Raw genomic sequence first — 26,554 nt, 5'->3', positions numbered from 1 at the left:
GTAGAAAGCGTAGTCCACGCCGGCGCATCGTCAATCGCCAAGGACCGCCTTCAGAAAAGCGCGGCCGGTTCCGGCGCCACCGTTCCGATGGCCCGAGGGAGGAATTCACATGCGCCTCAAGATCATGGGGACGTTGACGCTCGCTGCCGTCCTGTCCCTTTCGTCTGCCTTTGCCGGCGAACTCATCATCAATTCCGACCACTCCGATCCCGCGCCGAAAAAGGCGATGGAGCAGGTGATCGCCGACTTCGAGAAGGCGAACCCGGACGTCAAGGTGAAGTGGAACAACTTCGACCACGAGGGCTACAAGGCCGCCATCAACAACTTCCTGAAGGCCAACCCGCCAGACATCGCGGCCTGGTACGCGGGAAACCGCATGGGCCCGCAGGTGAAGGCCGGCCTGTTCGAGGACGTCACGGATGTCTGGACGCAGAACGGCCTCGATGAGTCGCTGAAGTCGGCGGCTCCCTCCATGACCATGGACGGAAAGAAGTGGGGCGTGCCCTACACCTACTACCAGTGGGGCATCTACTACCGCGCCGACATTTTCCAGGCGAACGGCATCACTCCGCCGAAGACCTGGGCTGAACTCGTCGCTGCCTCGGCGAAGCTGAAGGCCGCCGGAATCGCGCCATTTGCGATCGGCACCAAGGCGCTGTGGCCGACGGCAGGCTGGTTCGACTACCTGAACCTGCGCACCAACGGGTACCAGTTCCACATGGACCTCGCCTCCGGCAAGGTGCCCTACACCGACCCGCGCGTGAAGGCCGTGTTCGACAAGTGGGGCGAACTGGTGAAGCCCGGCTACTTCGTCGCCAACCACGCCGCACTCGACTGGCAGGACGCGATCCCGCTCTTCGTCCAGGGCAAGGCGGCGATGTACCTGATGGGCAACTTCGCCGTGGCTCCGATGATGGCCGGCGGCCTCAAGGCCGAACAGATCGGCTTCCTGCCCTTCCCGGAGATCACCGCTGGAGTGGCGCGCGCGGAGGATGCCCCGACGGACACGTTCCACATCCCGTCCGGCGCCAAGAACAAGGGCGACGCCCGCAAGTTCCTCGCCTTCATTTCCTCGCCCGAGGTGCAGGCCAAGATGAACGCGACGCTGGGGCAACTGCCGGTCAACAACAAGGCGCCCAAGCCCGAGGACAAGTTCCTCAGCGCCGGCTTCGAGACGCTTTCCACTGCCGCGGGCCTCGCCCAATTCTTCGACCGCGACGCGCCGGCGGAGATGGCGAAGGCGGGCATGGAAGGCTTCCAGAAGTTCATGGTCCGCCCGGAGCAGCAGGACGCCATCCTCGCCGACCTCGAGAAGGTGCGGACCCGCGTCTACAAGTGAGGACACTGGCCGGCCCGCGGCCGCTCCGGCGGTACGCGGGCCGGCAGGCCTCGGCCGGGACGCCTCGCCGGAGGGTGGATCCATGAAGACCAGCGGCCTCGCACCGGCGTCGCCTCCCCGGCGCCGCCGTTCGCAGTATGCCTTGGCGCCCTGGCTCTTCCTCACCCCGGGGCTGATCTTCTTCGCCGTCTATGTCGTGGCGCCCATCGGCCAGTCCATCTGGATCAGCTTCCACGAATGGGACGGGCTGGGCGAGAAGACCTGGATCGGGCTGGCGAACTACGCCGAGCTGTTCCAGGACGACAGCTTTTACACGTCGCTGAAGAACAATGTGCTGTGGCTGGTGCTCTATTTGCTGGCGATACCGGCAGGACTGGCGATCGCGCTGCTGCTGAACCAGACCGTCTTCGGCATCAGGCTCTACAAGTCGCTGTTCTTCTTTCCCTTCGTCATCAGCCAGGTCGTCGTCGGCCTGATGTTCACGTGGTTCTACGCACCGGACTTCGGGCTTCTGTCCGGGGTCATCAAGGGCCTGACCGGCTCTGACGTGGCCATCCTGGCCGACGAGCGCTACGCCACCTACGGCATCATCGCGGCCGGGCTCTGGCCGCAGATCGCCTATGTGATGATCCTTTATCTCACCGGTCTCAACGCCATCAACCCCGAGTTGGTCGAGGCCGGGCGGCTCGACAATGCGCTGGGCTGGAAGATGCTCTGGCACATCGTCCTGCCGCAGCTGCGCCCGGCCACCTTCATCGCCGTGGTGGTGACCGTGATCGGCGCCCTGCGCTCCTTCGACCTCGTCTCCGTCATGACCCATGGCGGCCCCTACGGCTCCACCCGCGTGCTCTCCTACTTCATGTACGAGCAGGCGCTGTCGGAATACGGGTTCCGCATGGGCTACGGCGCGGCCATTGCCGTGGTGCTGTTCCTCATCATGCTTGTGTTCATCACCTTCTTCATCGCGCGCATGCTGCAGCAGGAGAGGAACGGCTGATGTTTCCCTCTCCCATCCAGAAGGCCAGCCCCGCAGTCCGCACCGGCTACCAGATCCTGCTGCCCATCGCGCTCGTGATCTGGCTTATCCCGCTGATCGGGGTGGCGGTGACGTCGGTGCGCCCCGCAGGCGACCTCGCCGCGGGCAATTACTTCGGGTGGCCCAGCTACTTCGCGGGCGGCGAAAACTACAGCGCCGTCTTCCGCGACAGTCCCATCGGGCTCTACATCCTGAACTCGTTCAAGATCACCATCCCAACCGTCATCCTCGCCGTCGCACTCTCGTGCCTGACGGGGTTTGCGCTGTCGACCTACCGGTTCCGCGCCAACCTGTGGATCTTCTTCATCTTCGTCGCCGGGAACTTCATCCCCTTCCAGATCCTGATGGTGCCGGTGCGGGATCTCAGCGTCCGTGCCGGGCTCTACGACACGGTCCTCGGGCTCGTGCTGTTCCATTCCGCTTTCCAGGTCGGGTTCTGCACCCTGTTCATGCGCAACTTCATCAAGACCCTGCCCTTCGCCCTCATTGAGTCCGCCAGGATCGAGGGCGTTTCCGAGTGGAGGATCTTCCGGCACGTCGTTCTGCCGCTGATGCGCCCGGCCATCGCGGCCCTCGCCGTTCTCGTCTTTACCTTTGTCTGGAACGACTATTTCTGGGCCACCGTCATGGTGCAGGGCCAGCACGCCATGCCCGTCACCGCCGGCCTGAACTCCTTGAACGGTCAGTGGGTCGCGGCATGGCACCTCGTGTCGGCCGGCTCAATCGTCGCCGCCCTGCCGCCCGTCGCGATGTTCTTCCTGATGCAGCGGCACTTCATCGCCGGCCTCACCCTCGGGGCGACCAAGGGATGACCCGCACGCTGCACCTTTCGGATGGCGCGCTGGCGCTCGCCCTGGCCCTGCCGCAGGAAGGCATGCCGGAGATCCTGGCGTTCGGTGCGGATGCCACCGGCGTCCGCTGGGCCGGAGAACGGGCCACCCGCGACAGCGGCATGGACGCCGACGTGCCATCCGCCACGCTGCTGCCCGTCCACGGCATGGGCTCCTTCGGATGGCCGGGCCTCTCTGGCCACCGTGACGGGGCCGCAAGCGTGCTCGCCTTCGGCAACTGGCGCTTCGAGGGCGACCAGGGCAGTGGCAGGCTGTCGGGCCGGGACGAGGTCGCACAGATCGACCTCGCCTTCGACCTCTCGATCTCCGACGGAGCCCTATCCGTTCGCACCATCCTGACGAACACGGGCGACGGCGTCTTCACCCTCGACCGCTGCATGGCGGGGGCAATGATCTTTCCGGAGGGACCGGCCGAGCTGACCAGCTTCACCGGCATGTGGGGCCGCGAGTTCCAGACCGGACGCGAGCCTCTGCTTGCCAGCCTCTGGCTTCAGGAGAACCGGCGCGGACGAACGTCACACGACCGCTTCCCCGGCGTCATTCTCTCCTCTCCTGCGGGCAGCCTCGCAGCACATCTCGGCTGGAGCGGAAACCACGTCGTCGCGATCGAGAGGCTCGACGACGGCAGGCGGCTCGTCCACCTCGGCGAACTCTTCGGGCCCGGCGAGATGCGGCTTGGGCCGGGCGAGGCGTATAGCAGCCCCCTCGCCTTCTTCGCACCGGACGCGGAGGGACTGCGCAGCCGCCTCAAGGCCCTGATGACCTGGCCGGGCGGCGCGATCACCCCACGCCCCGTGATGCTGAATACCTGGGAGGGGACCTATTTCGCCCATCATTTGCCGACGCTGATGGAGCAGGCGGACGCGGCGGCCGCGCTCGGCATCGAGCGCTTCGTGCTCGATGATGGCTGGTTCGGACGGCGCAACTCCGACGCGACGTCCCTCGGCGACTGGACCATCGACCAAACCAAGTACCCCGACGGCCTCAAACCCCTCGCCGACCACGTCCACGGCCTCGGCATGCAGTTCGGCCTCTGGGTCGAGCCCGAGATGGTGAACCCCGACAGCGATCTCTACCGGGCTCACCCCGACTGGGTGCTGGGCGTGCAGGGTCGCGCGGCCCTGCGCTCACGCAAGCAGCTGGTCCTCGATCTCGCCCGGCAGGAGGTCGCCGACCACGTGTTTCACGCGCTCGACTTGGTGCTGAACGCGACGCCGATCGACTACCTGAAGTGGGACATGAACCGCGACCTCGCGCCTGGGGCCGATGCCATGGGACGTACCCTCGTCTCTGCCCAGACCCGCGCCGCTTACGCCCTGATGGACAGGATCCGCGCCGCTCACCCCTATCTGGAGATCGAGAGCTGCGCCTCGGGAGGGGCACGGGCCGACTATGGCGTCCTCGCCCGCACGCACCGCATCTGGACATCGGACGGCACGGACGCGCTGGCGAGGCTGGAGATCCAGCGCGGTGCGCGCCTCTTCTTCCCGCCCGAGATCCTCGGCGCCCATGTGTCCGCGTCGCCCAACCACCAGACGCACCGCAGTGCCAGCCTGGACTTTCGTGCGCTCGTCGCCTTTGCCTACCATTTCGGCATCGAATTGGACCCAACCAAGCTGACCGATGAAGAGCGGGCCTGCCTTCAGGGCTGGATCGCACTTCACAAGCGGCTGCGCCCCGTTACGCACGAAGGGCGACAGTTCCATCTGGAGCCCATCGACGGCCGCTATGCCTGGGGGGCGTCGGACAACCAGACCATCGTCCTGGTGATGGCCCAGGGCCCACAGATGATGGGCGAGCAGCCTCCCCCGCTGCGATTGCCTGCCGGCCTTGCCGGCGGAGGCGAGTGGCGGATTGCAACTTGCACACCGGCCACGCCAGATTTCGTCCGCGTCAGCGCCGCCCAGCGCAAGTTTCTGGGCGGGGAGACTGCCGTATCGGCCGCGATGCTCACCGCCTCGGGACTGCCGCTGCCGATGCTGCGGCCGCAGAGCGGGTGCGTGCTGGAAATCACCCGGATCGAGGGAGACGGGGAATGACCCATGTGAATTTGCGAAGCGTCCGCAAAGCGTTCGGCGCTGTCGAGATCATCAAGGGCGTCGACCTCGACATCGCGGAGGGCGAGTTCTGCGTCTTCGTCGGCCCGTCCGGCTGCGGCAAGTCAACGCTGCTGCGCATGATCGCGGGGCTCGAGGACATCACGACGGGAAACCTGCAGATCGGCGGAGCGGACATGACCGATGTGCCCGCCGCCCAGCGCGGCGTAGCCATGGTGTTCCAGTCCTACGCGCTCTACCCGCACATGACCGTCCGCGACAACATCGGCTTCGGCTTGCGGATGACTGGGCATCCTCGCGCCGAGATCGAGAAGCGAACCGGCCGGGCGGCGGAGATGCTGCAGCTCGGCGCCCTGCTCGATCGCAAGCCGTCGCAACTTTCGGGAGGCCAGCGCCAGCGCGTGGCCATCGGGCGCGCCATCGTGCGCGAGCCGAAAGTGTTTCTGTTCGACGAACCGTTGTCCAATCTGGATGCCGCATTGCGGGTGCAAATGCGCACCGAGATCGGCAAGCTTCACCAGAGCCTCGCGGCGACGATGATCTACGTGACGCACGACCAGGTCGAGGCCATGACGATGGCCGACCGCATCGTCGTGCTCAACGGAGGGACGATCGAGCAGGTGGGGTCGCCTCTCGAACTGTACCACCGGCCGCGCAACGTCTTCGTGGCCGGGTTCATTGGCTCACCGAAGATGAACTTCCTGCCGGGACAGGTCGTGTCCAGCGACGCCGCAGGCATGACCGTGTCGCTCCCGGGCGGCTCGTCCGTCACTCTGCCGAGCCCATCACGCCACCTCCCGCTCGGCAGCAGAGTCACGCTCGGCATCCGCCCCGAGCACGTCCGCATGGACGCGGACGGATCCGGGGTGCTCGGCGGCCCTGTGCGCCTCGCCGAGCATTTGGGCTCGGAAACGATGTTCTACCTGTCGCTGGAGGGTGGAGTGGAACTCGCCGTCCGTGCCGATGGGCTTGCCAAGGGCCGCGTCGGAGAGGTCCGCCGCTGCAGCCTTCCCACCGAGGCCTGCCACCTGTTCGACGAGGGCGGTGCCGCGATCCTGAATGCGAGACTGGAAGACTGATGCTGGGCGTCTGCTACTACCCTGAACACTGGCCGGAGCGCTTCTGGGTGGAGGATGCCCGGCGCATGCGCGGCCTCGGCATCGATTTCGTCCGCATCGGCGAGTTCGCATGGTCCAGGCTGGAGCCGCGCCGCGGCGACTGGCACTGGGCGTGGATGGACCGGGCCTTCGCCGTGCTGAGCGGCGCGGGGCTCCGCATCGTGCTGGGAACGCCCACGGCGACGCCGCCGAAATGGCTGATGGACGAACATCCCGAGATCGTGCCCGTGGGAGAGGACGGGCGTCCGCGAGGCTTCGGCTCGCGACGCCACTACAGCTTTTCGTCGGAGGTTTACTTTCGCGAGAGCGCGCGCGTGGTCGAGGCGATGGCCGAGCGCTACGGCGGCCACCCCGGCCTCGCAGGCTGGCAAACCGACAACGAGTATGGCTGCCACGACACCGTGCTGTCCTGGGGGGCCGTCGACGCCGCCGCATTCCGCAGCTGGCTGCGCCGGCGCTACCAGACCCCGGAGATGCTGAACGAGGCGTGGGGCTCGGTGTTCTGGTCGATGGAGGTCGGAACCTTCGAGGAAGTGTCCCTGCCCAACCTGACCGTCACCGAGGCCAACCCGGCGGCGCGGCTGGATTTTCGCCGCTTCGCGTCCGAGCAGGTGCGGGCCTATAACCGCCTGCAGGTCGAGATCATCAGGCGCCATTCTCCGGGGCGCTGGATCACGCACAACTACATGGGCTTCTTCACGGAGTTCGACCATTTCGACGTCGGCGAGGATCTCGACCTCGCCTCCTGGGACTCCTACCCCATCGGCTTCGTCGAGCGCTTCCCCTTCAGCGACGCCGAGCGCCGGCAGTGGCACGATACCTCGCATCCCGACATTGCCCCGTTTCACCACGATCTCTACCGGGCGGTTGGAAACGGGCGCTTCTGGGTGATGGAGCAGCAGCCGGGGCCGGTGAACTGGGCGCCATTCAACCCCATTCCCGCGCCGGGAATGGTGCGGCTGTGGACGCTGGAGGCGCACGCGCATGGCGCGGAGGTGGTGAGCTATTTCCGCTGGCGGCAAGCGCCCTGGGGTCAGGAGCAGATGCATGCCGGGCTGAACCTGCCCAGCCTGCAGGAGCTCTCCCCCGGTGGTCACGAGGCCAGGCAGGCTGCCGAAGATCTCGCCACGCTGGGGACCCTTCCGGCATCGGCGCGGGCCCAGGTCGCCCTCGTCTACGACTACCAGGCCGCCTGGGTGTGCCAGACGCAACCGCAGGGCCTGACCTTCGACTATGTCGAGCTCGTCTTCCGCTGGTACGAGGCGCTGCGGCGGCTCGGGCTCGACATCGACATCGTACGCCCGGGCGCGCCCCTCGACGGCTACCAGCTGGTGGTCGCTCCGAGCCTGCCGATCCTCACGGATGCAGCTGCATCTGCCTTCGCGTCAGCGGATGCAACGGTCGTGTTCGGTCCGCGCACCGGGTCGAAGACACGCAACTTCTCGATACCCGACGGGCTTCCCCCCGGGGTGCTCCAGGACCAATTACCCCTGCGGATAACCGAAGTGTCTTCGCTCCGGCCGGGAGTGACGAAGCGCGTGTCGGGCACCATCTCGGGCACCGCGGAGCGCTGGGTCGAGCACATCGAGAGCGACGCGGCGCCGCTGTCCGTGTTCGAGGACGGGCGGCCGGCGATCGTATCCAGCGGCGGCCGGATCTATGTCGGGTTCTGGCCAGATCTCCCCACCCTGGCCGTCCTGCTGCGCCACGCCGCGACGCACGCAGGTCTTTCTGTCCTGGACCTGCCCGAGGCCGTGCGCCTGAGGCGCCTCGGCCCGCTGCGCTTCGCGTTCAACTATGGCACGGACCCGTGGAAGGCCCCCCTGCCAGGCAATCCGCTTCTCGGCAGCAATCCCGTCCAGCCGCGTGGTGTCACCGTCTGGCGTGACGACGGCAATTAGCCGGGCCGGATCTGGAAACCTCACAAACTCAACCATGCGTTCGTGAATACCAGTCATGCAGGCAATCGCGTGGCCTGCAAGCTTAACCCAGCCTTCAGCCGTCGTGTTTCAGATGGAGGAATGCGACGAGCACTGCGACAGGTCCTTCCGAATCCTGCCACAAGGCGGGGGAACGGCGTGGCATTCGTCAAGAACGTCGTGCCGGCCAGTATCGGAGCGTTGCTCTTCGCCTCCATCATCGTACTTGCGCTGTCCCTCGCGTGGTCGGGCGCGCAGACCGACCAGATCGCCCTGAACAGGCAGAGCGAGGGGCTGCTGCGGGCTCTGCGCTACAAGGGCCTGTCGCTCTCGCGTGAACTGAAGATGCAGACCGTATGGGGTGATGCGTACAGAAACACCGTCATCGAGCCCAGCCGGAGCTGGATGCGGCAGTTCTACGGCGAATACCTGAAAGGCCTGCTGGGCTATGACGGCGTCTTCGTCACAATGAATTCCGGGACGATGCTGATGGAATTCCCGCGCGAGGGCTCCTTCGAAAGCATCGTCCGTCCTGCGGTAGCGGACATGATCGAGGCTGTCCGCGGCTCAAACAGCGCAAGCGGCCTCGTGGCGCAGGTACAGTCCACCATCATCGCTCTGGGAAACAACGAAACGGCCGAGCATCGGACGATCTCCGACGTGCGCAGGCTCGGAGACCTGCCTGCGATCGTGGTCGTCGAAACGATCGTGCCGGACGTTTTGCCGGGACAGGCGCTCGCGCCGCCGGCCATCCTCGTCGCGGTGTTCGACATCGATGCCTCCTTCCTGTCCGAAATCGGCACCGTCTTCGACTACAAGGACCTGCGGCTCGCGGCCGGCGAACCGGGGCTCGTGGTCCGCGACCTGAACCAGCGCCTGGTCGCCGAGCTGTCATGGTCCGTGCGCCGGCCCGGACTTGCCATCATCGGCCGCATGGCCTGGGGGCTCGCCTTCGCGCTCGTCCTGCTGCTTTCGCTGGGCTGGACGGTTCTGCGCCTGATCAACCGGCAAACTCAGACCGTGCTGGCGGCGGAGCGGCGCGCGTTCGAGGCGGAAGCCCGACGTGCCGAAGAACGGATGGAAGAGCACCGCCGCAACCTGGCCCAAGCGGCCCGTATCAGCGAGGCCGCGCAGAACTTCGACGCCGAGCTGAACGGCCTCGCCGTCGAAGTTACCATGGCGGTCGAAAAGCTCTCTCGGGCCGCCTCGTCGATCAGGGCCGACAGCGAGCAGACGCACCAATCGTCGCTGGACATCGCCACCTTGATCCGCGAGGCGTCAGACTGCTCCGCGACTGTGGCCGACGTCGCTGCCCAGTTCGGCGAGTCGATCGCTTCAATGCGGGGAGCGGCCGGCCAGACGGCCGTGATCAGCGAACGGGCCGCATCGCACGCCGCGCTGGCACAGGGCGAAATGGACGCATTGTCGCTGGCGACACGGCAGATCGACCATGTGCTGAAGCTGATCAGCAGTATTGCGCAGCAGACAAATCTGCTGGCCCTGAACGCCACGATCGAGGCCGCGCGAGCTGGAGCGGCGGGGCGGGGCTTTTCTGTCGTTGCGACCGAAGTAAAATCGCTCGCCGGCGCTGCAGAGCAGGCGGTGGCCGATATCGGACGGCGCATCACGCTGCTGCAGCAGCGCACCGCCGGGGCTCAGGATGCGATGAACGGCATCCTCCACATCGTCGGCGATCTCAATTCGGTCTCTGACCGCGTCAACGACGCCCTGGGCGAGCAGGACGAGGCGACGGTCGCACTGTCGCGGGCCAGCGAGCAGATGGCCACGAGCATGCACAGCGTCGTGCAGTCCATCACCGCGGTTCAGGGCGCCTCCTCTTCCGCTCACCAAAGCGCCATTGCCGTGGCCGTTTCAGCCGACGCAGTCTCTGCGACGACGTCCCGTTTCGGGGAGCGCGTGCGCTCCGAAGTGAAGCGGATGGTTGCAATTTCTCCCGGCAGCTGAAGGCGGCCGGAAGTCTGGCGCGCGAGCACGGCCGTCGGTTGGTGCAGCGCCGCGAAGGTGACCCCTTCTGCCAATCGAAGCTTCGCCCGCTGCCGGGCCGAGGAAGATGGCGACCATCGGCGTGGAGCATGCCGGAAAGTGCGATGAAAGCGACTTGGGCTTGACCTTCACCTGATAAGCGGCGCAGACGACGTCGAAACGCCGCCGGGTCAGCCGCAAGTACGGGTCAGACATCAAGGAGCAGGACAGTGCTGGTCACCATGCTCGACGCCGTCGGGACGTTTGCCTTCGCACTAAGCGGGGGCGTCAGGGCGGTGCAAAACCGGATGGATTCGTTCGGCGTGGTTTTCCTGGCCTTTGTCGCGGCCGTTTCCGGCGGCATGTTGCGCGATGTCTTGATCGGCGCGACGCCCGTGGCAGCACTTCTCACCTGGTATCCGCTGGCACTCGCCGTGGCCGCCGGAGCCAGCTGCTTCTTCGCCTATCGCTGGATCGTGCGTCTGTCGCGCCCGGTCGCGCTGTTCGATGCGATCGGCCTCGGCCTGTTCTGCGTGCTCGGCGCCCGCAAGGCGCTCGATGCCGGGTTGTCGCCGCCCATGGCCGCCCTTCTGGGGATGATCACGGCCATCGGGGGCGGGATCGCGGCGGACGTGCTCACGGCCCGTACGCCCATGGTGCTGAGCCGCGAGATCTACGCACTCGCCGCCCTTGCGGGAGCCGCACTGCTGGCTTTCGGAGCGTCGATGGGGGTGCCCGACATCATCGGCGCGCCGCTCGGCGCCACGCTTGCCATCGGCCTGCGGCTGCTCTCACTCAAGCAGAACTGGCATCTGCCGCTTGCAGAACCGCGCTGACCATTGCAGGCGTGCAGATGCACGACGGCGCCCCTCAGGCCGGCAACGTGGCTCGTGACCCACGCGAGCCCCCGCACCAGCCCTCATGCAGCCGCAATGCCTGACCTGCCCGGATCAGCACCCGGCTGATCTTGCAAGACCGGACATGCAACGGCTAACCAAGAGGAGCATGAAGGAAGTCGGCTCCCGATCCGAACGGGTTTGTCGCATTCGGATCGCATTCCTCGTCGAAACGGTTCATGGCAGACGTCCAGCTCATCACCCAGCCTTTGATCTGCACCTGAAGGCGGGCGCGCTTGTCGATCCAGACCTCACGGGGACCGACCGCGAATAACGGTCCCGACACGATGTTTCCTCCCGCAAGCGCGATCACCCAGCCACCCCTGTCGGCGACGAAGACGTAGTAGTTTCCCGACTTCACGACGAAGAACTCACAGAACGGCGCCCTCTCCAGGACAATCTGCCCTTCCCGCGTGGCATCCGGCGGCGCAAGTGAAATGCTGAGAGCGGTGGCCAAGAGTGCGGCAGGCCAGACAGCGAAGACGAAGAGATAGGCCTTCATGGCGTTCTCCCTTGATCGTAAAACCCATTGTCCAATGAAATACGACCCTGCGATGTGCGATGCCACACGACACGCACACACGTCGAAATCAATTGCGGATATTATCCGGACATGCCTCGACCGCCGCGTCTAACGAGCCACGCCAAACTTAAGACATTGGATCATTCACTGAATTCTTTAGGCAGACAAAAGGGCCGTGGAAAGTCCTGCGCCTTGTCCAGTCTTCAATCCATGTGAACGAACGCAAAGCCCACGAGATCGGTGACCGCTCCACCGGCACCTGCGGGTCTCTCCAGCACAGTCTCCTGGTCGACGATGCTGCCGGGGACGTCACGTTTCGCGGGTGACCCGGAGGGCACCGAGGGCGTGTGATGTCCGCCCGATGACTGGGATGCCGGCCGGCCGCTGCTCCAATGCGGGCCTGCCGTGCGAACTTTCATAGCTGGTCGCGTATGATTTCCAAAGAGCCTCCTGCGCATTTCGCTCTCCAGATCTTCTGTTTCTGTGATTTGGCATGCGCTTCTGGCAGATACTCCGAATACAAAGCACTCTTCTACAAAATACCAAACAGTCATGATGTGACTGTACTCCGATCTTGAATTCAGAGAAAGCGCCGATTTCTGTCTGTAACGGATAGTCAGTCTTCGCGCAGAGGCTGTCCAACCGCTGGGTGCTTTCGAAGCCTCCCGAAGCTGCCCCGCCGCGGGCCTAGGGCGGACAAGTCCGGCATTCTGTCCGGATTTGCGGTGGTCCAGCTCCAAAATGCGGGACGAGAGAAATGTGCGGTTTCCCAACCAGTCGGGACGAACCAAGGCTGACCTGCAGCAGCGATCCGCCTCTCGTCAGTCATATTGGTCGACGATGGAACGCCCCCTTTCCCTCCCCACGCGCATCGAACTCAGATCGCTTCCCCAGTGCTCTCGACACGCAGTCGATGTCTGACCGGCTCAGCCCGATGTCCTTGAGCGCACGGTCATCCAATTTCATCAGTGCGCGCCTGGTGTGGGCCTCCGCAACCAGACGCTGCAAACCCGGCCGCAGCCATGCGATGACGGAAACGACGATTCGGACGAGGCGAACGCTTTGCAGGCGGAGGGACGCACCCGCCGTGGGAGCCGTCGTGGCGCCGTTCGTTATTGCCCGTGCGAACGGGACGATGCCGGGCATGGGCACCCGGCTCCTCGAACGTGTGGCGCCGCTAGACCGTCCGGCCGGGTCGCGGACCCCTGCCGAGCCGGGCGTAGTGTGGACTTGGAGTTTCGGTGTCATGGCAACCTCGCATGGTCCCGTCCGAGGACTACCGCGGTGGCCTGCGCGAGCGTTTCGATCTTGCTCGTAGCGACGCGCCTGCGGGGCCGCCTATGCTGGCGGGCACTGAACGGAGGGATCGATGGGCAGCACCACGGACTTCGCGGTCCTGGCTGCATTGATGGGCGACCCCGCCAGGGCCAGCATACTCGATGCGCTGATGGACGGCCGCGCACTGACCGCGACAGAACTGGCGCGCTGCGCCGGCGTCGCGCCGCAGACGGCGAGCAGCCACCTCGCGAAGCTCAGCGGCGCAGGCCTGATCACGGCGAGCCAGCAGGGGCGATACCGGTACTTCCGGATCTCCTCGCCGGCGGTGGCGAGCATCATCGAGCAGCTCTGGACCCTTTCAGACGAACTGGCGGCGGCCCGGCGTTCATCGAAGCCGGTCGTGGTCGGCCCCCGCGACCCCGCGCTCCGGTTCGCCCGCACGTGCTACGACCATCTCGCCGGCAGCCTTGCGGTCCAGATCTCCGACGGTCTCGTCCAGCGCGGATTTCTCGAGCTTTCCATGGAAGGCGCGGCGCTGACGCGGCCCGGGATCGATCATCTCGTCGGCCTGGGCGCGCGGATCAACCCCGACCAGGCCCGCGGGCCCGGAATCTTCTGCCGTCCGTGTCTCGACTGGAGCGAGCGGCGTCCCCACCTGGCCGGCGCCGTGGGCGCCGCCATCTGCACCCTGTGTTTCGAGAAGGGCTGGCTGGGACGGTCATCAGGACGAACCGTCACGCTGACGCCGAAGGGCCGTCTTGCCCTCCGGACTTCGCTGCTCGTCACGATGGATGTGCAAGCGGGCGATAGCCTCACGCAGGCCGATGCCGCCCTGTTGGAACGGGCCTTGCCCTGACCCGATCCGGTCGGACGGGTGCCGTACATGCAACTTCGCCTGCTACGACGTCGAGAGGTGCCGCAGCCCGCCCGGGACCAGTGCGGATCAGATCCGCGAGCCGGGAACACAGCGGCAACCACGGGCATCGCAGAAGGTTGACAAAGCCGCCCCTGCATCGCACAAGCACGCCGTCCGCGGCCCGCCCCGCGCGGCCATGCTGCCGTAGCTCAGTGGTAGAGCACTCCCTTGGTAAGGGAGAGGTCGAGAGTTCAATCCTCTCCGGCAGCACCAGTCCTTTTGCGAAGGATTACCGAAACTTGAGGCCAGGCATGGATTGGTGAGCGCCACCTTGGTCCACAAGGGTGGTACACGTGGTCCTCTCATGCCCCGGGCCGATCAAGTACGCCAAGACGGGCGTCTACCTCTACCGCCGGCGCGTCCCCGACCGGCTTCGCGCCCTTGTCGGCAAGCGGGAGGAGAAGCGGAGCCTCGGCACCAAGGACCCTGTCGAAGCCAAGCGCCGTCACGCGGAGATCCACGCCGACGTTGAGGCAAAGTGGCAGGCACTTGAAAGCCGGGCGGGCATTGAGGCGGCCAAGGAACGGATCGAGTTGTCCCACAAGCAGCTCGTTGCGCTTGCCGGAGAGGTTTACCGCGACACGGTCGCGCGTCACGAGGACGAGCCGGGCGATCCTTCCCGCTGGGAGGCGCTCGCCAGACCGGCATCGATCGAAACCTTGGACGTCCAGCGTCCCGAAGCAGGCCTGACAGGCGAATCCCCAGTCGTTGCGCGCTTGCGTTACGCGCTACGCCGTCGGCTGGCCGCGGAAGGATTGGAAGTCGATTCCAACGCCCTTCAGAAAGCGGCCCAGCTCGCGTCCAAGGCCGCCGTCGCCGCCGCGATGCGCCTTCGTCGTGCGGCCGAAGGCGACTACACGCCCGATGCCGTGGCAGCGTCGTTTCCTGCATGGGCATCCCCGAAAAGGTCGGCGCGGATCGGCGAGATCTGGGGTGCCTACGTCGCCGAAGCCAAACCGGCGCCCAATACCGTCAAGCGCTGGAAGCCCGTGTTGGACCGCTTCCGAGGGCACCTCGGCCACGACGACCTCGCCAACGTAACGGCGGATGACGTGATCGGCTGGAAGGAATCGTTAATCCAGTCGGGCCTGGACAACGAAACCATTCGCAAGGTCCATCTCGCCGCGCTCAAGCGGGTCTGCACGTTCGCGGTCGCGAACAGGCGCATTGCCGCCAACCCGGCGGAGGCCGTCACGATCGCCAAGACGAAGAAGGTCAAGCTCCGCGAGCAAGGCTTCACCCTGGCAGAGGCGCGGCTGATCCTGTCGAAGACGACCAAGCCGGTCGGCCCTCGCACGTCCAAGCATCACGCGGCGGCGCGACGCTGGGTGCCGTGGTTGTGCGCCTACACCGGCGCCCGGGTGAACGAAATCACCCAAGCTTGTGGGCGTCACGTCAAGGCCGTTGAGACGCCCGGCGGGGAGCCAGTATGGATGCTGACGATCACGCCGGAAGCTGGCAACCAGAAGGGCTACGAAGCCCGCGACGTGCCACTTCACCCGCACCTCATCGAACAAGGCTTCCTCGAGTTTGTCTCACGTTGCGGGAAGGGGCCGCTCTTCTACGACCCGTCGTCAAGTCGAGGCGGAAGGGATCCCGCTTACGCGCAGATGGGCTCGAAGCTCGCCAAGTGGGTTCGTGAAGTTGGGGTGAAGGATCCGACGATCGATCCTAACCATGCGTGGAGGCACCGGTTCAGGTCGGTGGCCCGCGACGTCGGAATGCCGGAAGGGATCTGCGACCGTATTCTTGGTCATGCGCCTGCGACGGTGGGCCAGCGCTACGGGGACCTCTGGCCCGGCGTGGCGCTGAGGGAGGTCAGCAAGGTGCCACCGTATCCCTCGCCCAATTGAAATTTGGTCCTTGCGCAGGGCTCGGCGAAAGACGGCCAGACGCCTTACACCGTCGAGCGAGAGGCTTGGCCGGTCCTGACCCAAGGCGGACCTTCCCTTGCACGCAGCCGGAGGTCCGAATCTGGCCGTTTAGCTCTCCCGCAGCATGGCTCGCATCGCGCTCGGAGTGAGGATGCGGATGTGACGGTAGGAGTGCTCGATGTGGCCTGCTCGAGCCAGCGAGCGGAGCATCGTGTTGGCGGTCGTCCGGCCGACATTCGCCATGTGGGCCAAGTCGCTCTGGCTCACGTGAACCTCGACGGACACCTCCGGGGTGGGTCCGTGCGACCGGCAGCCGCCGAGGCGCAACAGGATGGCGACAAAGCGCGGGAGGTGGCCGCGGATCATCAGGTCGTCCGCGGCGCCGATGGCGACGTCGAGGTGCAGGGTGGTGAGCAGCGCCACGGATCGCCACGCCGTCGGATCGTTGCCGAGGATCTCGTTCAGGCTGTGCAGGGGAAGGTGCAGGAGTTGGCAGGCGCTGGTCGCGGTCAGCCCGACCTGGCGCGGTCGGCCGGTGATGACCGCACCTTCGCCGAACCAGGTGCCCGGCTGCGCGAAGTGGGCCAGATAGGGACCGTTCTCGCCGGGCGCGATGGAGATGCCCAGGCTGCCCGATAGAAGCCCGTAGAGGCCTCCCGGCGCGTCTCCAACTTGATAGATGACTCCTCCTGGATCAGTCTCGACCAATTGGCTCCGCTCCAGCACGGCATCGCGAAACGAGGCCGGCGTGAGGCTCAGCCATCCCCGCCCCCCCGCGATGGTCCGGGCCCCCGAAAAATTCATGTCGCTCTCCGAGACCGTTCGCGCGCGAACAATCTCACGCATGAGGTTGTGCTAGCCAAGCTCAGACTTTGCGGGTTGAGTTCGATCAGGTGCAAGGCACGTGTCGACGGCTGATTGGTCGCGGCCTTTCGCCGGGTGTCTTCGAACGAGCAGCGAACCCACAGTGAACGGAGACGCCGGCCATGTCATGGCGTGCACTGCATTGCGTCCTGCGTTCGGGCCTCCTTGCTCTTGCCGCAGCATGCCCCGCCGCGGCCCAAGCCGCCGAAGCTGGCTCTGGCGCCGTACTTCCCTTCCCGCCGGTCCCCTCGGCAAGCATCGCGGGGCCGACGCTGCAGGACTCCAGGCACGTCCGACGGGCCGATTCGGACCACCTGCCGAAGGACGCGCCCAACGTCCTCGTCGTGCTCCTGGACGACGTCGGATTCGGGCTGCCCGACACATTCGGCGGCGAAATCGCGACGCCCACCCTGACGCGCCTCGCCAATGAGGGGATCAGCTACAACACGTTCCACACGACCTCGATCTGCTCGCCCACGCGGGCGGCGCTTCTCACCGGCCGCAACCACCAGCGCGTCGGCTCGGGTACCATCGCTGAGCGTGCTCTGGACTGGGACGGCTATACCGGCGTGATCCCAAAGAGCTCGGCCACCGTCGCCGAGGTGCTGCATCAGTACGGCTACAAGACCGCGGCTTTCGGCAAGTGGCACAACACGCCGGCCACCGAGACGACGGCGATGGGGCCGTTCGACCGTTGGCCGACGGGCTACGGCTTCGACTACTTCTACGGCTTCCTGGCCGGCGAGACCTCCCAATACGAGCCGCGCCTGTTCGAGAACACACGTGCCGTCGAGCCGCCGCACGACCCGAAGTACCACTTCACCGAGGACATGGTCGACAAGGCACTCGCCTGGCTGCATCAGCGCCAGGCCTTCTCGCCGGATAAGCCGTTCTTCATGTACTGGGCGCCGGGCGGCGCACACGGGCCGCACCACGTCTTCAAGGAGTGGGCCGACAAGTACAAGGGCAAGTTCGACACGGGCTGGGACGCTTACCGCGAGCGCGTCATCCTGCGGCAGAAGGCGATCGGCTGGATTCCGCAAGAGACACCTCACCGAGCGCGCCGACACCATGGCCGCCTGGGACAGCATCCCGGCCTCCGAGAGGCCGTTCCAGGAAAGGCTGATGGAGGTCTTCGCCGGCTACGTCGAGCACACGGACGTGCAGGTGGGCCGGCTCATCGACGGCATCGACCAGCTCGGCCTGAGGGAGAACACGCTGGTCTTCTATGTCTTCGGCGACAACGGCTCGAGCGCGGAGGGGCAGAACGGCAGCATCAGCGAGCTCCTGGCCCAGAACCAGATCTCCAACACCGTTGCCCAGCAGCTAGCGGCGCTCGACGGCATCGGAGGTCTCGATGCGCTCGGCGGACCCAAGGCCGACAACATGTACCATGCCGGCTGGGCCTGGGCGGGCGGTACGCCCTTCCGCCACACCAAACTGGTCGCTTCCCATTTCGGCGGCACGCGCAACCCGTTGGTGATCGACTGGCCGAAGGGGATCAAGCACGACGCGGCGCCGCGCGCCCAGTTCCACCACGTCAACGACATCGTTCCGACGATCTACGAGGTACTCGGCATCACGCCCCCAGCGGTGGTCTCGGGCGAGAAGCAGGATCCCATCGACGGGGTCAGCATGGCCTACACCTTCGCCGACGCCGCCGCGCCCGGCCGAAAGCACACGCAATATTTCGAGAACAACGGCAGTCGCGCGATCTATAGCGACGGCTGGGTCGCCGCCACCTTCGGCCCGCTCGTGCCCTGGCTGCCGGTTAGTCCGGGGCTGGCCACATGGGACGCGAACAAGGATCGCTGGGAGCTCTACGACGTCCGCAAGGACTTCTCGGAGTCGACCGACCTCGCCGACGAGGAGCCCGCCAAACTGGCGGAAATGAAGGCGCTGTTCCTCAAGGAGGCCGAGGCAAACAAGGTCTTCCCGGTAGGCGCCGGCCTGTGGACGCGGCTTCATCCCGAGGAACGCATCGCTGTGCCCTACCGGCACTGGACGTTCGACGCCTCGACCACGCGCCTGCCCGAGTTCGCGGCGCCGGGCCTCGGCCGCGAGAGCAACCTCGTTGTGCTCGACGTTGACGTCGGCCCGCAGGCCTCGGGCGTCCTCTACGCGCTCGGTGGGGTCGCAGGGGGACTGTCGCTCTACATGGACAAGGGCTCGCTCGTCTACGAGTACAACATGATGATGATCGAGCGGTACGTCGGCCGCTCGCCGCAGCCGATGCCACCCGGAAAGCACCGATTTACCGTCGACACGACCATCGCCCGGCCTGCCGCTGCGGCAGACGTCGCGATCGCCGTCGACGGGGCGGAGGCGATGCGGGTGGATGTGAAACGCACGGTGCCGGGAGCTTTCTCGGCGAGCGAGACGCTCGACGTCGGCACGGACCTCGGCTCGCCAGTCTCGCTCGACTACTTCGACCGCCGCCCCTTCGCCTTCGACGGGCGGATCGCGGCCGTCACCGTGGACCTGAAATGACAGAATACGGCCGTACTAGGCGCAGCCGATCCACGCAGTGGATCAGCAAGGGGAGAGCTCCATGAAGAGACTTCGAACCCTTCAAGCCGCCGGTGCGCTCCTCCAAGGTGATGGCGCCGGGCAGAGGGGGTGGCGGAACCGGTCCCGCCATCCCGACCAGGCGCTGAACGGCCAGGGTCCTGACCGACCGCCATTCCCGCGGCGGCCTGCCTGCGCCGGCTCCCCGGAAACGCGTTCTCGCGCGCCGAAAATAGAGGTCGACCTCCATGCTGCTCCTTCATGCCAGCCGCCGTGCAGCGATCGCCATCATCGGCCTCCTCGGATCCATGGGCCTGTGCTATGCGCAGGCCTCCGCCCTGAGCACGGCCGTGGCCAGGAACCCGACCATGCAGCCCTCCGTCCCGCTGCCGGCCCAGGAGCAGGCGGCGAACCTCAAGCTGGAGCAGCTGCTGGCGGCGAAAGGCCGGCGCCCCAACATCCTCTGGCTCGTGATCGACGACATGGGATGGGGCGATCCGGGCGTCTATGGCGGGGGAAGCGCGATCGGCGCCGCCACGCCGGCCATCGACAAGCTGGCCCATGAAGGCATCCAACTCACCTCGGCCTATTCGCAGCCGACCTGTACACCGACGCGCTCCGCCATCCTGACCGGGCGGCTGCCGGTGCGCACCGGGCTGACCAGGCCAATCCTCGCCGGCGACACCCTCTCGAAGAACCCCTGGGCGGACGAGGTTTCGCTGCCGAGGCTTCTGAGCGAGAGCGGCTACCGGACGGTGCTCTCCGGCAAATGGCACGTCGGCGAGCTGCCGGGCATGCGCCCCTACGAGGTCGGCTTTGACGAGTTCTACGGTTACTATGCGGCCGAAAAGGAGATCACCCAGCAATTCGACGAGCGCCGCTACCCCGACCTCGTGCTCGACCCCGAAAAGCTCGCGGCTTACCGCCGCATCGGCGCGAGCGATTCGCTAGTCCACGCCCTCAAGGACGGCACCGAGACGGTGGTGCGCGAGACGAAGGGCATCGAGGACATCGCCGAGAGCGACGGCATGCTGAAGGACTTCACGATCCAGAAGATCAAGGAGTTCGCCGGCGGCACCCAGCCCTTCTTCCTTGAGCACGCCTTCATGAAGGTCCACGCGGACACGTTCCCCGCCAAGGCGTTCAAGGGCAAGAGCGCCAGCAAGTTCCAGTACAAGGACTCCGTCGTCGAGGTGGATGCCTATATCGGCGAGATAGTGCAGGCGCTCGCCGACACGGGGCAGCTGGAGAACACCTTCATTTTCATCACGTCCGACAACGGCCCGCAGATGGACAGCTGGCCCGACAGCGGCTTCACGCCCTTCCGCGGCGCCAAGGGCACCACATGGGAAGGCGGCGTGCGGGTCCCGGGGATCGCCTATTGGAAGGGCATGATCACGCCCGGCCAGGTGAGCGACGACCTGTTCGACCTCATGGACCTCTTCAACACGTCGCTCGCGATTGCTGGCGCAGCCGACAAGATCCCAACGGACCGCTACATCGACGGCATCGACCAGACCCCGTTCCTGCTCGCCGACAACGGCAAGTCGGCCCGCGACAAGGTCTTCATGTGGAACGAGAGGACCCTGATGGCGATGCGCATGAAGGAGTACAAGATCCATCTCAAGGTGCTGAATGCCGAGCAGCTCAACCTCAACATCGACATGTCGACGATCGCCGATGTCGGCTTGGCGCCCTGGATCTTCAACCTCTACATCGACCCCAAGGAATCCTACACGGTCGGCCACCGCCTGAACGCCTGGACCGCCTCGCTGGCCGCCGAGATGAAGGGCCACGCCGCCACATTCCGAAAGTTTCCGCCCAAGGACATCGGCCTGGGGCAGTAAGCGGGGGTGGGCGCGAGTTCGCTGGCGAAATATCTGGGATGGCAACCTAGCCGGAGAGCGAGCCCTCCGCACGAGACGCCGCTCGCGGGACCAAGCGGACCTCTAGTCGCAAGGGTTTCCGCGTCTGCTGTTGGCGCGAAGCGGACTTGTGCGAACGCGTGCTCCTGACCCTAAGCAGAAGTTGGCTAGTTCTGCTTCGGTCCGTGGCTCAGTGCCATCCAATTGGGGGATGATGGCACTCCGGCGCCGCCCTCGTCCGCAACGCCCGGGGCAGCATCGGTGGGGCGATACCTGGCCCCGATCCTCTCCCGCGCTCCCCACGCGGCGCCGTCGTCTGAGATCACCCGACTTCCGAAACCTGACGGTAGGACGTTCACGCCGGCGGCGACTCCACGACGTGGCGCAGCCTCCATTGTCCGACCTAGGTCGTCGGCGTTGCGCTGGTGAGGTCCGAGCGGGGCTGCGACGGAGCAGAATGAGGCCGGCCGGCGCGGCGAACTGCACGACGGCCACGCTCACGAGGAACACGGTGCCGAGGCTCGCCGCGCCCGCGATCCAGCCGAGCGCCGGCGTCCCCAGTCCGAGGGCGACATCGAGGAAGGCCGTGTAGATCCCCATCGCCAGCCCTCGGCTCTCCCGAGGCGCGGCGCGCACCGCCTCGGCGCCGAAGCCGGGGTAGACGAGCGAGTAGCCGAAGCCCACTAGCAGCGCCCCCGCCTCGGCCGTAGCGATGCCGCTCGAAAAGCCGATTATCCTCAGGCCGGCGGCCTCGACGGCGAGGGACAGGAGCGCGACCCGCGCGCCGCTCTCGCGCAGCGGCGACCCCCGTTGTCCAATTGCGTGGGCTCCGAACCCCGCCCCCGCGAACCGAAGCTGAACGACCTCCGCCCGCTCGGCGCGGTCGAGGAACGCTCGACCCCTAGTCGCTGTCAGGACAACCCCGACACGCACCGGGTTCTTCCCGACTTGGCTCTGCCTACGCGCGATACCATTTCGATTCTGGTCGCGCTCTCGATTCAGGAGGCGAGCATGGAAGCCTTGTGGGTAGAAATCGGTCCCGGAGCATGGCAGCTTCTAGGAAGCGCTTCCGGTGAGACGTTTGCCGACGCATGCGACAATTTCATCAGACAACATGGTGCTCTGGAGAACGCATACGCAGAAGACGAACTGACGTGGTGCTCATTCGCTCTACTCTCCGAGCGATACGTAAGAGCGTCCATCACCCACAAACCCAGGCGGAACTATGGTCCGCTGCGTTTGTAACTTCGGGCAGCGGCGCTTCGGGTGTCCTGGAGTCCGGCGTCAGCACCGACCCCGACCGGTGTGGCGCAAGATCTGCCATTGATCTCCTGGCGTGTTCCGAACCGGGCCGGAATCCAGGCGACCGCGCCCAGCTCAGTAGGCCTCCGCCAGATACTCCGCGATCACCTTGGCGTCCGTGTCGCTGATCGGAGCCTTGTAGGTCTTGATCATCTTGGCCACCTCGGCCTCCCAGAAGGCCTTGCCCTTCCCGGGCGGCTGCATGGCCATGTAGTCGGCCGAGTGGCAGGCGGAGCAATTGTTCCGCGCCGTCTCCAGGCCCGGCCCGGGGCGGAGCTGGGCCGCCTCGGCCGGAAGCTGGTAGGTAACCGGCGCAGCCAGCGCGATCCCGGCGGCGACGGGGACAAGGCCAGCGACCGTGGCGATGATCAGGGCGTTCCGCATGGTCACCTCCTCATGCCGCCATGACCCGGACGGATTCGATCACGTTGCGCATGTAGCCGGCAGGGTTCCAGAGCGGCTGTGCCGGCTGCGACTGGCCGATGCGGTTGACCGCCCTTACCTTCAGCACGTGCTCCCCCGCCGCAAGCCTGGCTGTTGTCTGCCACTCGCGGAACGAGTAGCGGCCCAGATCCTGCCCGAGCGTGGCTGCCGCCCAGGTCTGCCCGCCATCCGCAGACAGCAGCACGTCGGTGATGCCGTACCCGCCGTCGAACGCGATACCCCGCACCACGACATCCTCCCCCGCCCGGACGGCCGCCCCGTCTCCGAGATTGGTGATGAAGGAGCGCACGTCGAAACGCCCGATCGGCCGCGTCTTCGCCGGGGCCTTGCCGGGCTCGACGCAGGCACAGGCATTGTCGGGGATCCGGTAGGCGGTCTGCATCCAGAATCCGTCGAAGACGCTGTCGACCACCTGAATCTCGTTGAGGTGCTTCACCCAGTAGGTGCCGTAGTGGCCGGGCACCACGAGGCGCAGCGGAAAGCCGTTGAGGAAGGGGAGATCCTCGCCGTTCATGGCGTAGGCCACCATCACCTCGCCATCGCGGGCATGGTCGAGGTCGAGCGCCTTGACGAAGTCCGGCGTGGCCGGGAGCACCGGGCCGTCCAGCCCGCCGAAAGTCACCTGCTTCGCCGAAGCCTGGACTCCGGCCCGGTCGAGAATCGCCTTGAGGGAAACGCCCCGCCATCGCGCATTGCCCATGGCTCCGTTGGCGAGTTGGCCGCCGGCCACCCGCGGCTCGAAAAAGCCGCGGCTGTTGCCCGAGCACTGGTTCACCGCGACGATTTCGACGGGTTCCATCGCGCGTATTTCCGCCATGGACAGGGAAAGGGGCTTTTCGACGTGGCCCTTCACGTCCAGGCGGAAGGTGTCGGGGTCGATGCTCAAGGGAATGTCCGCCAGATGGTAGCGGACGAAGAAGGCGTCGTTCGGCGTGATCGCACCCTGGTCGAAAACGGAGAATGGCGTCTCCAGCTGCGGCGGGCGCGCCGTCATCTGGATGAGGGGGCGCTTCTGCGGGTAGGCGACCATGGCCCGCTCTCCGGCGCCGAACGGGAGGGCCACGCTCTCTGCCGCCCTCGCCCATGGAACGGCCCATGCGCTCACCCCCAGCGCCGCCGTGCCGCGCCCGAGGCCCTGCAGGAATCGCCGCCGGTCCATGTCCGCCTCCTCCGTTCCACGCCCCCGCGTTCCACGTTGATTGCGTCCGATCCTTTCAGCATCACGGACTGCGATCAACGCTGTGTCGGCGATGGAACACGCCCCTGAGCGGACCGAGAGACGCCGCGTGGCCGAGCTCCGCTGCATCGGAATCGCTGCCTGTACGTTGTCTTGGCGGGACTCGGCAGGGGCCTGGCGATGAAGAGTTCAACCCCGATCGGACATCGCAGCGGCCCGCTCGCGTTTCTCTTCGTGGCGGTCGCCGCCACGGCGTCGGGGCGGGCACCGGCAGCGGAGGCGCCGGCCTTCGACACGCGGGCGAGGAACGCGATCGTGATCGACGGAGAGACCGGCTCGGTTCTTCTGGAGAAGTCTCCGGACGCGCCTTTCCAGCCCGCCAGTCTCGCCAAGCTGATGACGATCGACCTCACTCTGGAAGCCCTGTCGAGAGGGGATCTGCAGCCCGGCCACGAGGTTCCGATCTCCCGTCGTGCCTGGCAGGAGGGAGGAGCCGGCTCGGGCGGTTCGACGATGTTCGCGAAGGTGGGCTCGTCCGTACCGGTGATCGACCTGCTGCGTGGGGTCATCGTGCAGTCCGGCAACGACGCGGCCATCGCCCTGGCCGAGGCGCTCGCCGGTTCATCCGAGGCATTCGTGGCCCGGATGAATGAAAGGGCCGCCGCGCTTGGCATGACCTCGACCCATTTCGCCAATCCGACCGGCTATTTCGATCCAGACCAGAGAATTTCGGCCCGCAACCTCGCGATCCTGGCAAGGCACCTCGTACAGGCGCATCCGGCGGAGTATTCCCTCTTCGCCGAGCGCCAGTTCACCTGGAACAAGATCCGCCAACGCAACCGCAACCCGCTCCTCGACACGGTGCCGGGCGCCGACGGCCTCAAGACCGGCTTCCTCGAGGAGGCGGGCTATTCGCTCGTCGGTTCGGCCGTGCAGCAGGGTCGGCGCGTGATCGCCGTTCTGGCGGGCTATTCGACGGCACGGGATCGGGCCACGGATTCCGCACGGGTTTTCCAATGGGCCTTCCGCAACTTCGAGGTCCGGCATCTCTTCGATGCGAAGGCTGCCGTCGCCGAAGCCGAAGTCTTCGCTGGCTCGGCCTCAACAGTGCCTCTGGTGCTGCCTCATGGCCTCGATATCGTCGTCGAGAAGTCGGGGCCGCCTTTGAAATTGCGCGCGCGGTACGAGGGCCCGCTCCGGGCGCCTGTGAGGTCCGGCGAAGCGGTCGGCCAGATCGTGGTGCGCCAGGACGGCAGGACCATCGCCGAGGCGCCGCTGGTGGCAGGAGCGGACGTGGAGCGCGCCGGATTCGTGGGACAGGCGGCCGACGCGGCACTTGAACTCACAAAGCAGGGCTTTCGAGATCTGGTGTCGGAAGTGGAGCAGCGGTTCGGTGGATCGAGCTGAGGTCTTCCAGGACCGTCCGGAGGGAAGGAGATCACCCGTGCGACCTTGTGCCTATCTTGCCGTCCTCGGGATCTTCGCCGCCAGCGGCACCCCGGCCGCCGCGTTCGAGCGCGCCTTCGTGCGGGGTCCGGATGCGGTTACGTCCGACATGCGTGCCTGCGGTGTCCGCCCATCGGACGCCGTCGATGCCGTTCGTTTCACCCTCGTGCGCAAGGGCTTCGCCGTGGACAGGCACGCCCGGGAAGGCTTCCGGATCGACCTGCAGGTCTATCGCGGCACGGCGGGCGGGTGCTCCGCCCGGATCAGGCTTCTCCAGGTTGTGGCGGACCCGGACGGCCAAGCGTCGGAGGCGATCTGCGGGAGGGCCCGCATCCTCACCTGGGATACGGAGGACCTGTCCTTCGACCTCGCCGGCTATGCCGACGAGTTCGCGACGAGATGCCTGGCGAAGAGGGATGATCCCCCGCGCGTCGCGGCGACACGGAATCCGGAATGACCGCCGGGCCTTTCGGCCCGCAAGCCTCGCCTTGCACCTGCTGCGACTGCCGACACCCGTCCTGATGAGTGCGACGAGGAACGTTGCTTGCTCGCCAGCTGAGGAATGGGCGTACCTGTTCAGCGTTGTGGTTCAGGGCCTCAGCCTTCCCGCGGTCGCCCGGCTGACGCTCCCGCGCTCCCGGACATAGACAGCCGTACGCCTTCACGAGGGCGTGAGGGGCGTAACGTTCAAGACCCGCCCGCCGAACACGATGCACAGCCGATCAGGCTGCGCGCGGCAGTGAGTGGGAAACGACCATGACGATAAACAGGCGGCACGTTCTGGCGGCCGCAATGGCCCTTTTCTCGGGCATGGCGGCCAACGCGGCTTCGGCCGGGGAGGCATCGAGCTTCTCACAGGAGGCCTTTGACACGGCACGCAAGCAGGGCCGGCCCATTCTCGTGAAGGTGACCGCACCTTGGTGCCCGACGTGCAAGGCGCAAAAGCCGATCCTGTCCGGGCTCGCCACCGATCCGAGGTTCGCGAAGATGGCGGTGTTCGAAGTCGACTTCGACAGCCGCAAGGACGTGCTCAAGGAACTCGGCGTCCAGAAGCAGAGCACGCTGATCGTCTACAAGGGGCAGACGGAGATGGGGCGCTCGACCGGCGAGACGGATCCCGCCGCCATCGAAGCCCTGCTCGCCAAGGCAATCTGACCC

The 26,554-nt window shown here is 66.2% G+C and carries 20 protein-coding genes, 1 tRNA gene and 1 pseudogene; 16 read left to right on the top strand and 6 right to left on the bottom strand.

Translation table 11 applies throughout. The features are described from left to right. The first annotated feature begins 109 nt into the window (after positions 1 to 109). The 8 genes from AC5JCN_RS23535 to AC5JCN_RS23500 all read left to right on the top strand — a co-directional run bounded on the left by AC5JCN_RS23535 (position 110) and on the right by AC5JCN_RS23500 (position 11,139). Entirely contained in the window at positions 110 to 1,339 is a 1,230-nt protein-coding gene (locus AC5JCN_RS23535; protein WP_495757519.1) for an ABC transporter substrate-binding protein, read from the top strand. A gap of 82 nt (positions 1,340 to 1,421) precedes the next feature. Next, a complete protein-coding gene (locus AC5JCN_RS23530) occupies positions 1,422 to 2,336 on the top strand; it encodes a carbohydrate ABC transporter permease (RefSeq protein WP_495757518.1) in 915 nt (304 codons plus the stop codon). Then, the gene (locus AC5JCN_RS23525; protein WP_495757517.1) at positions 2,336 to 3,187 is read left to right on the top strand and encodes a carbohydrate ABC transporter permease; all 852 of its coding nucleotides are present in this window, start codon (positions 2,336 to 2,338) and stop codon (positions 3,185 to 3,187) included. The genes AC5JCN_RS23530 and AC5JCN_RS23525 overlap by 1 nt, the downstream gene beginning before the upstream one ends. Continuing rightward, positions 3,184 to 5,265, top strand: a complete 2,082-nt coding sequence (locus tag AC5JCN_RS23520) for an alpha-galactosidase (protein WP_495757516.1) — start codon at positions 3,184 to 3,186, stop codon at positions 5,263 to 5,265. Before AC5JCN_RS23525 ends, AC5JCN_RS23520 begins: the two co-directional genes overlap by 4 nt. Next, positions 5,262 to 6,362, top strand: coding sequence for an ABC transporter ATP-binding protein (locus AC5JCN_RS23515; RefSeq protein WP_495757515.1), 1,101 nt, complete (start codon positions 5,262 to 5,264; stop codon positions 6,360 to 6,362). Before AC5JCN_RS23520 ends, AC5JCN_RS23515 begins: the two co-directional genes overlap by 4 nt. Further along, entirely contained in the window at positions 6,362 to 8,302 is a 1,941-nt protein-coding gene (locus AC5JCN_RS23510; protein ID WP_495757514.1) for a beta-galactosidase, read from the top strand. Before AC5JCN_RS23515 ends, AC5JCN_RS23510 begins: the two co-directional genes overlap by 1 nt. 177 nt (positions 8,303 to 8,479) lie before the next feature. Beyond that, positions 8,480 to 10,285: a methyl-accepting chemotaxis protein gene (locus AC5JCN_RS23505; protein ID WP_495757513.1), complete on the top strand. Its 1,806-nt coding sequence runs from the start codon at positions 8,480 to 8,482 to the stop codon at positions 10,283 to 10,285. A 248-nt stretch (positions 10,286 to 10,533) separates the two neighbouring features. Further along, positions 10,534 to 11,139 carry a trimeric intracellular cation channel family protein gene (locus AC5JCN_RS23500; RefSeq protein ID WP_495757512.1) on the top strand — a complete coding sequence of 202 codons (606 nt, stop codon included), beginning with the start codon at positions 10,534 to 10,536 and terminating at the stop codon, positions 11,137 to 11,139. A 154-nt stretch (positions 11,140 to 11,293) separates the two neighbouring features. Here the strand turns inward: AC5JCN_RS23500 and AC5JCN_RS23495 are convergent, their stop codons facing one another. Next, positions 11,294 to 11,701 carry a hypothetical protein gene (locus tag AC5JCN_RS23495; RefSeq protein ID WP_495757511.1) on the bottom strand — a complete coding sequence of 136 codons (408 nt, stop codon included), beginning with the start codon at positions 11,699 to 11,701 and terminating at the stop codon, positions 11,294 to 11,296. Positions 11,702 to 12,547: 846 nt separating this feature from the next. Then, a complete protein-coding gene (locus AC5JCN_RS23490; protein WP_495757510.1) occupies positions 12,548 to 12,868 on the bottom strand; it encodes a DUF1127 domain-containing protein in 321 nt (106 codons plus the stop codon). Between the two features lie 223 nt (positions 12,869 to 13,091). Between AC5JCN_RS23490 and AC5JCN_RS23485 the strand changes: the two genes are divergently transcribed. The 3 genes from AC5JCN_RS23485 (at position 13,092) to AC5JCN_RS23475 (ending at position 15,769) form a co-directional block, all read left to right on the top strand. Next, on the top strand, positions 13,092 to 13,856 hold the full coding sequence (locus AC5JCN_RS23485; RefSeq protein ID WP_495757509.1) for an ArsR/SmtB family transcription factor: 765 nt from the start codon (positions 13,092 to 13,094) through the stop codon (positions 13,854 to 13,856). 198 nt (positions 13,857 to 14,054) lie between these two features. Then, a tRNA-Thr gene (locus tag AC5JCN_RS23480) sits at positions 14,055 to 14,129 on the top strand. 71 nt (positions 14,130 to 14,200) lie between these two features. Further along, positions 14,201 to 15,769, top strand: a complete 1,569-nt coding sequence (locus AC5JCN_RS23475) for a DUF6538 domain-containing protein (RefSeq protein WP_495757508.1) — start codon at positions 14,201 to 14,203, stop codon at positions 15,767 to 15,769. A gap of 129 nt (positions 15,770 to 15,898) precedes the next feature. Here the strand turns inward: AC5JCN_RS23475 and AC5JCN_RS23470 are convergent, their stop codons facing one another. Further along, entirely contained in the window at positions 15,899 to 16,594 is a 696-nt protein-coding gene (locus AC5JCN_RS23470) for a Crp/Fnr family transcriptional regulator (protein ID WP_495757507.1), read from the bottom strand. 182 nt (positions 16,595 to 16,776) lie between these two features. Between AC5JCN_RS23470 and AC5JCN_RS23465 the strand changes: the two are divergent. Continuing rightward, positions 16,777 to 19,144 (top strand): annotated as a pseudogene (locus AC5JCN_RS23465) (arylsulfatase). A 266-nt stretch (positions 19,145 to 19,410) separates the two neighbouring features. Beyond that, positions 19,411 to 21,009: an arylsulfatase gene (locus AC5JCN_RS23460; RefSeq protein WP_495757506.1), complete on the top strand. Its 1,599-nt coding sequence runs from the start codon at positions 19,411 to 19,413 to the stop codon at positions 21,007 to 21,009. A 102-nt stretch (positions 21,010 to 21,111) separates the two neighbouring features. On the opposite strand, the gene AC5JCN_RS23455 is transcribed toward AC5JCN_RS23460, so the two are convergent. The 3 genes from AC5JCN_RS23455 to sorA all read right to left on the bottom strand — a co-directional run bounded on the left by AC5JCN_RS23455 (position 21,112) and on the right by sorA (position 23,932). Continuing rightward, entirely contained in the window at positions 21,112 to 21,960 is an 849-nt protein-coding gene (locus tag AC5JCN_RS23455; protein ID WP_495757505.1) for an MFS transporter, read from the bottom strand. 444 nt (positions 21,961 to 22,404) lie between these two features. Further along, positions 22,405 to 22,713, bottom strand: coding sequence for a SorB family sulfite dehydrogenase c-type cytochrome subunit (gene sorB, locus AC5JCN_RS23450; protein ID WP_495757504.1), 309 nt, complete (start codon positions 22,711 to 22,713; stop codon positions 22,405 to 22,407). Between the two features lie 10 nt (positions 22,714 to 22,723). After that, a complete protein-coding gene (gene sorA, locus AC5JCN_RS23445) occupies positions 22,724 to 23,932 on the bottom strand; it encodes a SorA family sulfite dehydrogenase catalytic subunit (RefSeq protein ID WP_495757503.1) in 1,209 nt (402 codons plus the stop codon). Positions 23,933 to 24,130: 198 nt separating this feature from the next. Here sorA and AC5JCN_RS23440 point away from each other — a divergent pair, with 198 nt between their 5' ends. From AC5JCN_RS23440 to AC5JCN_RS23430, 3 genes are all read left to right on the top strand, one after another. Further along, positions 24,131 to 25,357, top strand: coding sequence for a D-alanyl-D-alanine carboxypeptidase family protein (locus tag AC5JCN_RS23440; RefSeq protein ID WP_495757502.1), 1,227 nt, complete (start codon positions 24,131 to 24,133; stop codon positions 25,355 to 25,357). Between the two features lie 37 nt (positions 25,358 to 25,394). Continuing rightward, entirely contained in the window at positions 25,395 to 25,853 is a 459-nt protein-coding gene (locus tag AC5JCN_RS23435) for a hypothetical protein (RefSeq protein WP_495757501.1), read from the top strand. Positions 25,854 to 26,152: 299 nt separating this feature from the next. Continuing rightward, entirely contained in the window at positions 26,153 to 26,551 is a 399-nt protein-coding gene (locus tag AC5JCN_RS23430) for a thioredoxin family protein (protein WP_495757500.1), read from the top strand. Positions 26,552 to 26,554: the final 3 nt, after the last annotated feature.

Source organism: Alsobacter sp. (genome assembly GCF_059501845.1).
This window is presented reverse-complemented; position numbering and strand designations above follow the sequence as displayed.

Coding starts and splice junctions, on each gene's coding strand:
- sorB (WP_495757504.1), bottom strand. CDS start 22,713: ATGCGGAACGCCCTGATCATCGCCACGGTCGCTGGCCTTGTCCCCGTC.
- AC5JCN_RS23495 (WP_495757511.1), bottom strand. CDS start 11,701: ATGAAGGCCTATCTCTTCGTCTTCGCTGTCTGGCCTGCCGCACTCTTG.
- AC5JCN_RS23490 (WP_495757510.1), bottom strand. CDS start 12,868: ATGCCCGGCATCGTCCCGTTCGCACGGGCAATAACGAACGGCGCCACG.
- AC5JCN_RS23520 (WP_495757516.1), top strand. CDS start 3,184: ATGACCCGCACGCTGCACCTTTCGGATGGCGCGCTGGCGCTCGCCCTG.
- AC5JCN_RS23525 (WP_495757517.1), top strand. CDS start 2,336: ATGTTTCCCTCTCCCATCCAGAAGGCCAGCCCCGCAGTCCGCACCGGC.
- AC5JCN_RS23510 (WP_495757514.1), top strand. CDS start 6,362: ATGCTGGGCGTCTGCTACTACCCTGAACACTGGCCGGAGCGCTTCTGG.
- sorA (WP_495757503.1), bottom strand. CDS start 23,932: ATGGACCGGCGGCGATTCCTGCAGGGCCTCGGGCGCGGCACGGCGGCG.
- AC5JCN_RS23535 (WP_495757519.1), top strand. CDS start 110: ATGCGCCTCAAGATCATGGGGACGTTGACGCTCGCTGCCGTCCTGTCC.
- AC5JCN_RS23485 (WP_495757509.1), top strand. CDS start 13,092: ATGGGCAGCACCACGGACTTCGCGGTCCTGGCTGCATTGATGGGCGAC.
- AC5JCN_RS23515 (WP_495757515.1), top strand. CDS start 5,262: ATGACCCATGTGAATTTGCGAAGCGTCCGCAAAGCGTTCGGCGCTGTC.
- AC5JCN_RS23440 (WP_495757502.1), top strand. CDS start 24,131: ATGAAGAGTTCAACCCCGATCGGACATCGCAGCGGCCCGCTCGCGTTT.
- AC5JCN_RS23430 (WP_495757500.1), top strand. CDS start 26,153: ATGACGATAAACAGGCGGCACGTTCTGGCGGCCGCAATGGCCCTTTTC.
- AC5JCN_RS23530 (WP_495757518.1), top strand. CDS start 1,422: ATGAAGACCAGCGGCCTCGCACCGGCGTCGCCTCCCCGGCGCCGCCGT.
- AC5JCN_RS23470 (WP_495757507.1), bottom strand. CDS start 16,594: ATGAATTTTTCGGGGGCCCGGACCATCGCGGGGGGGCGGGGATGGCTG.
- AC5JCN_RS23460 (WP_495757506.1), top strand. CDS start 19,411: ATGCTGCTCCTTCATGCCAGCCGCCGTGCAGCGATCGCCATCATCGGC.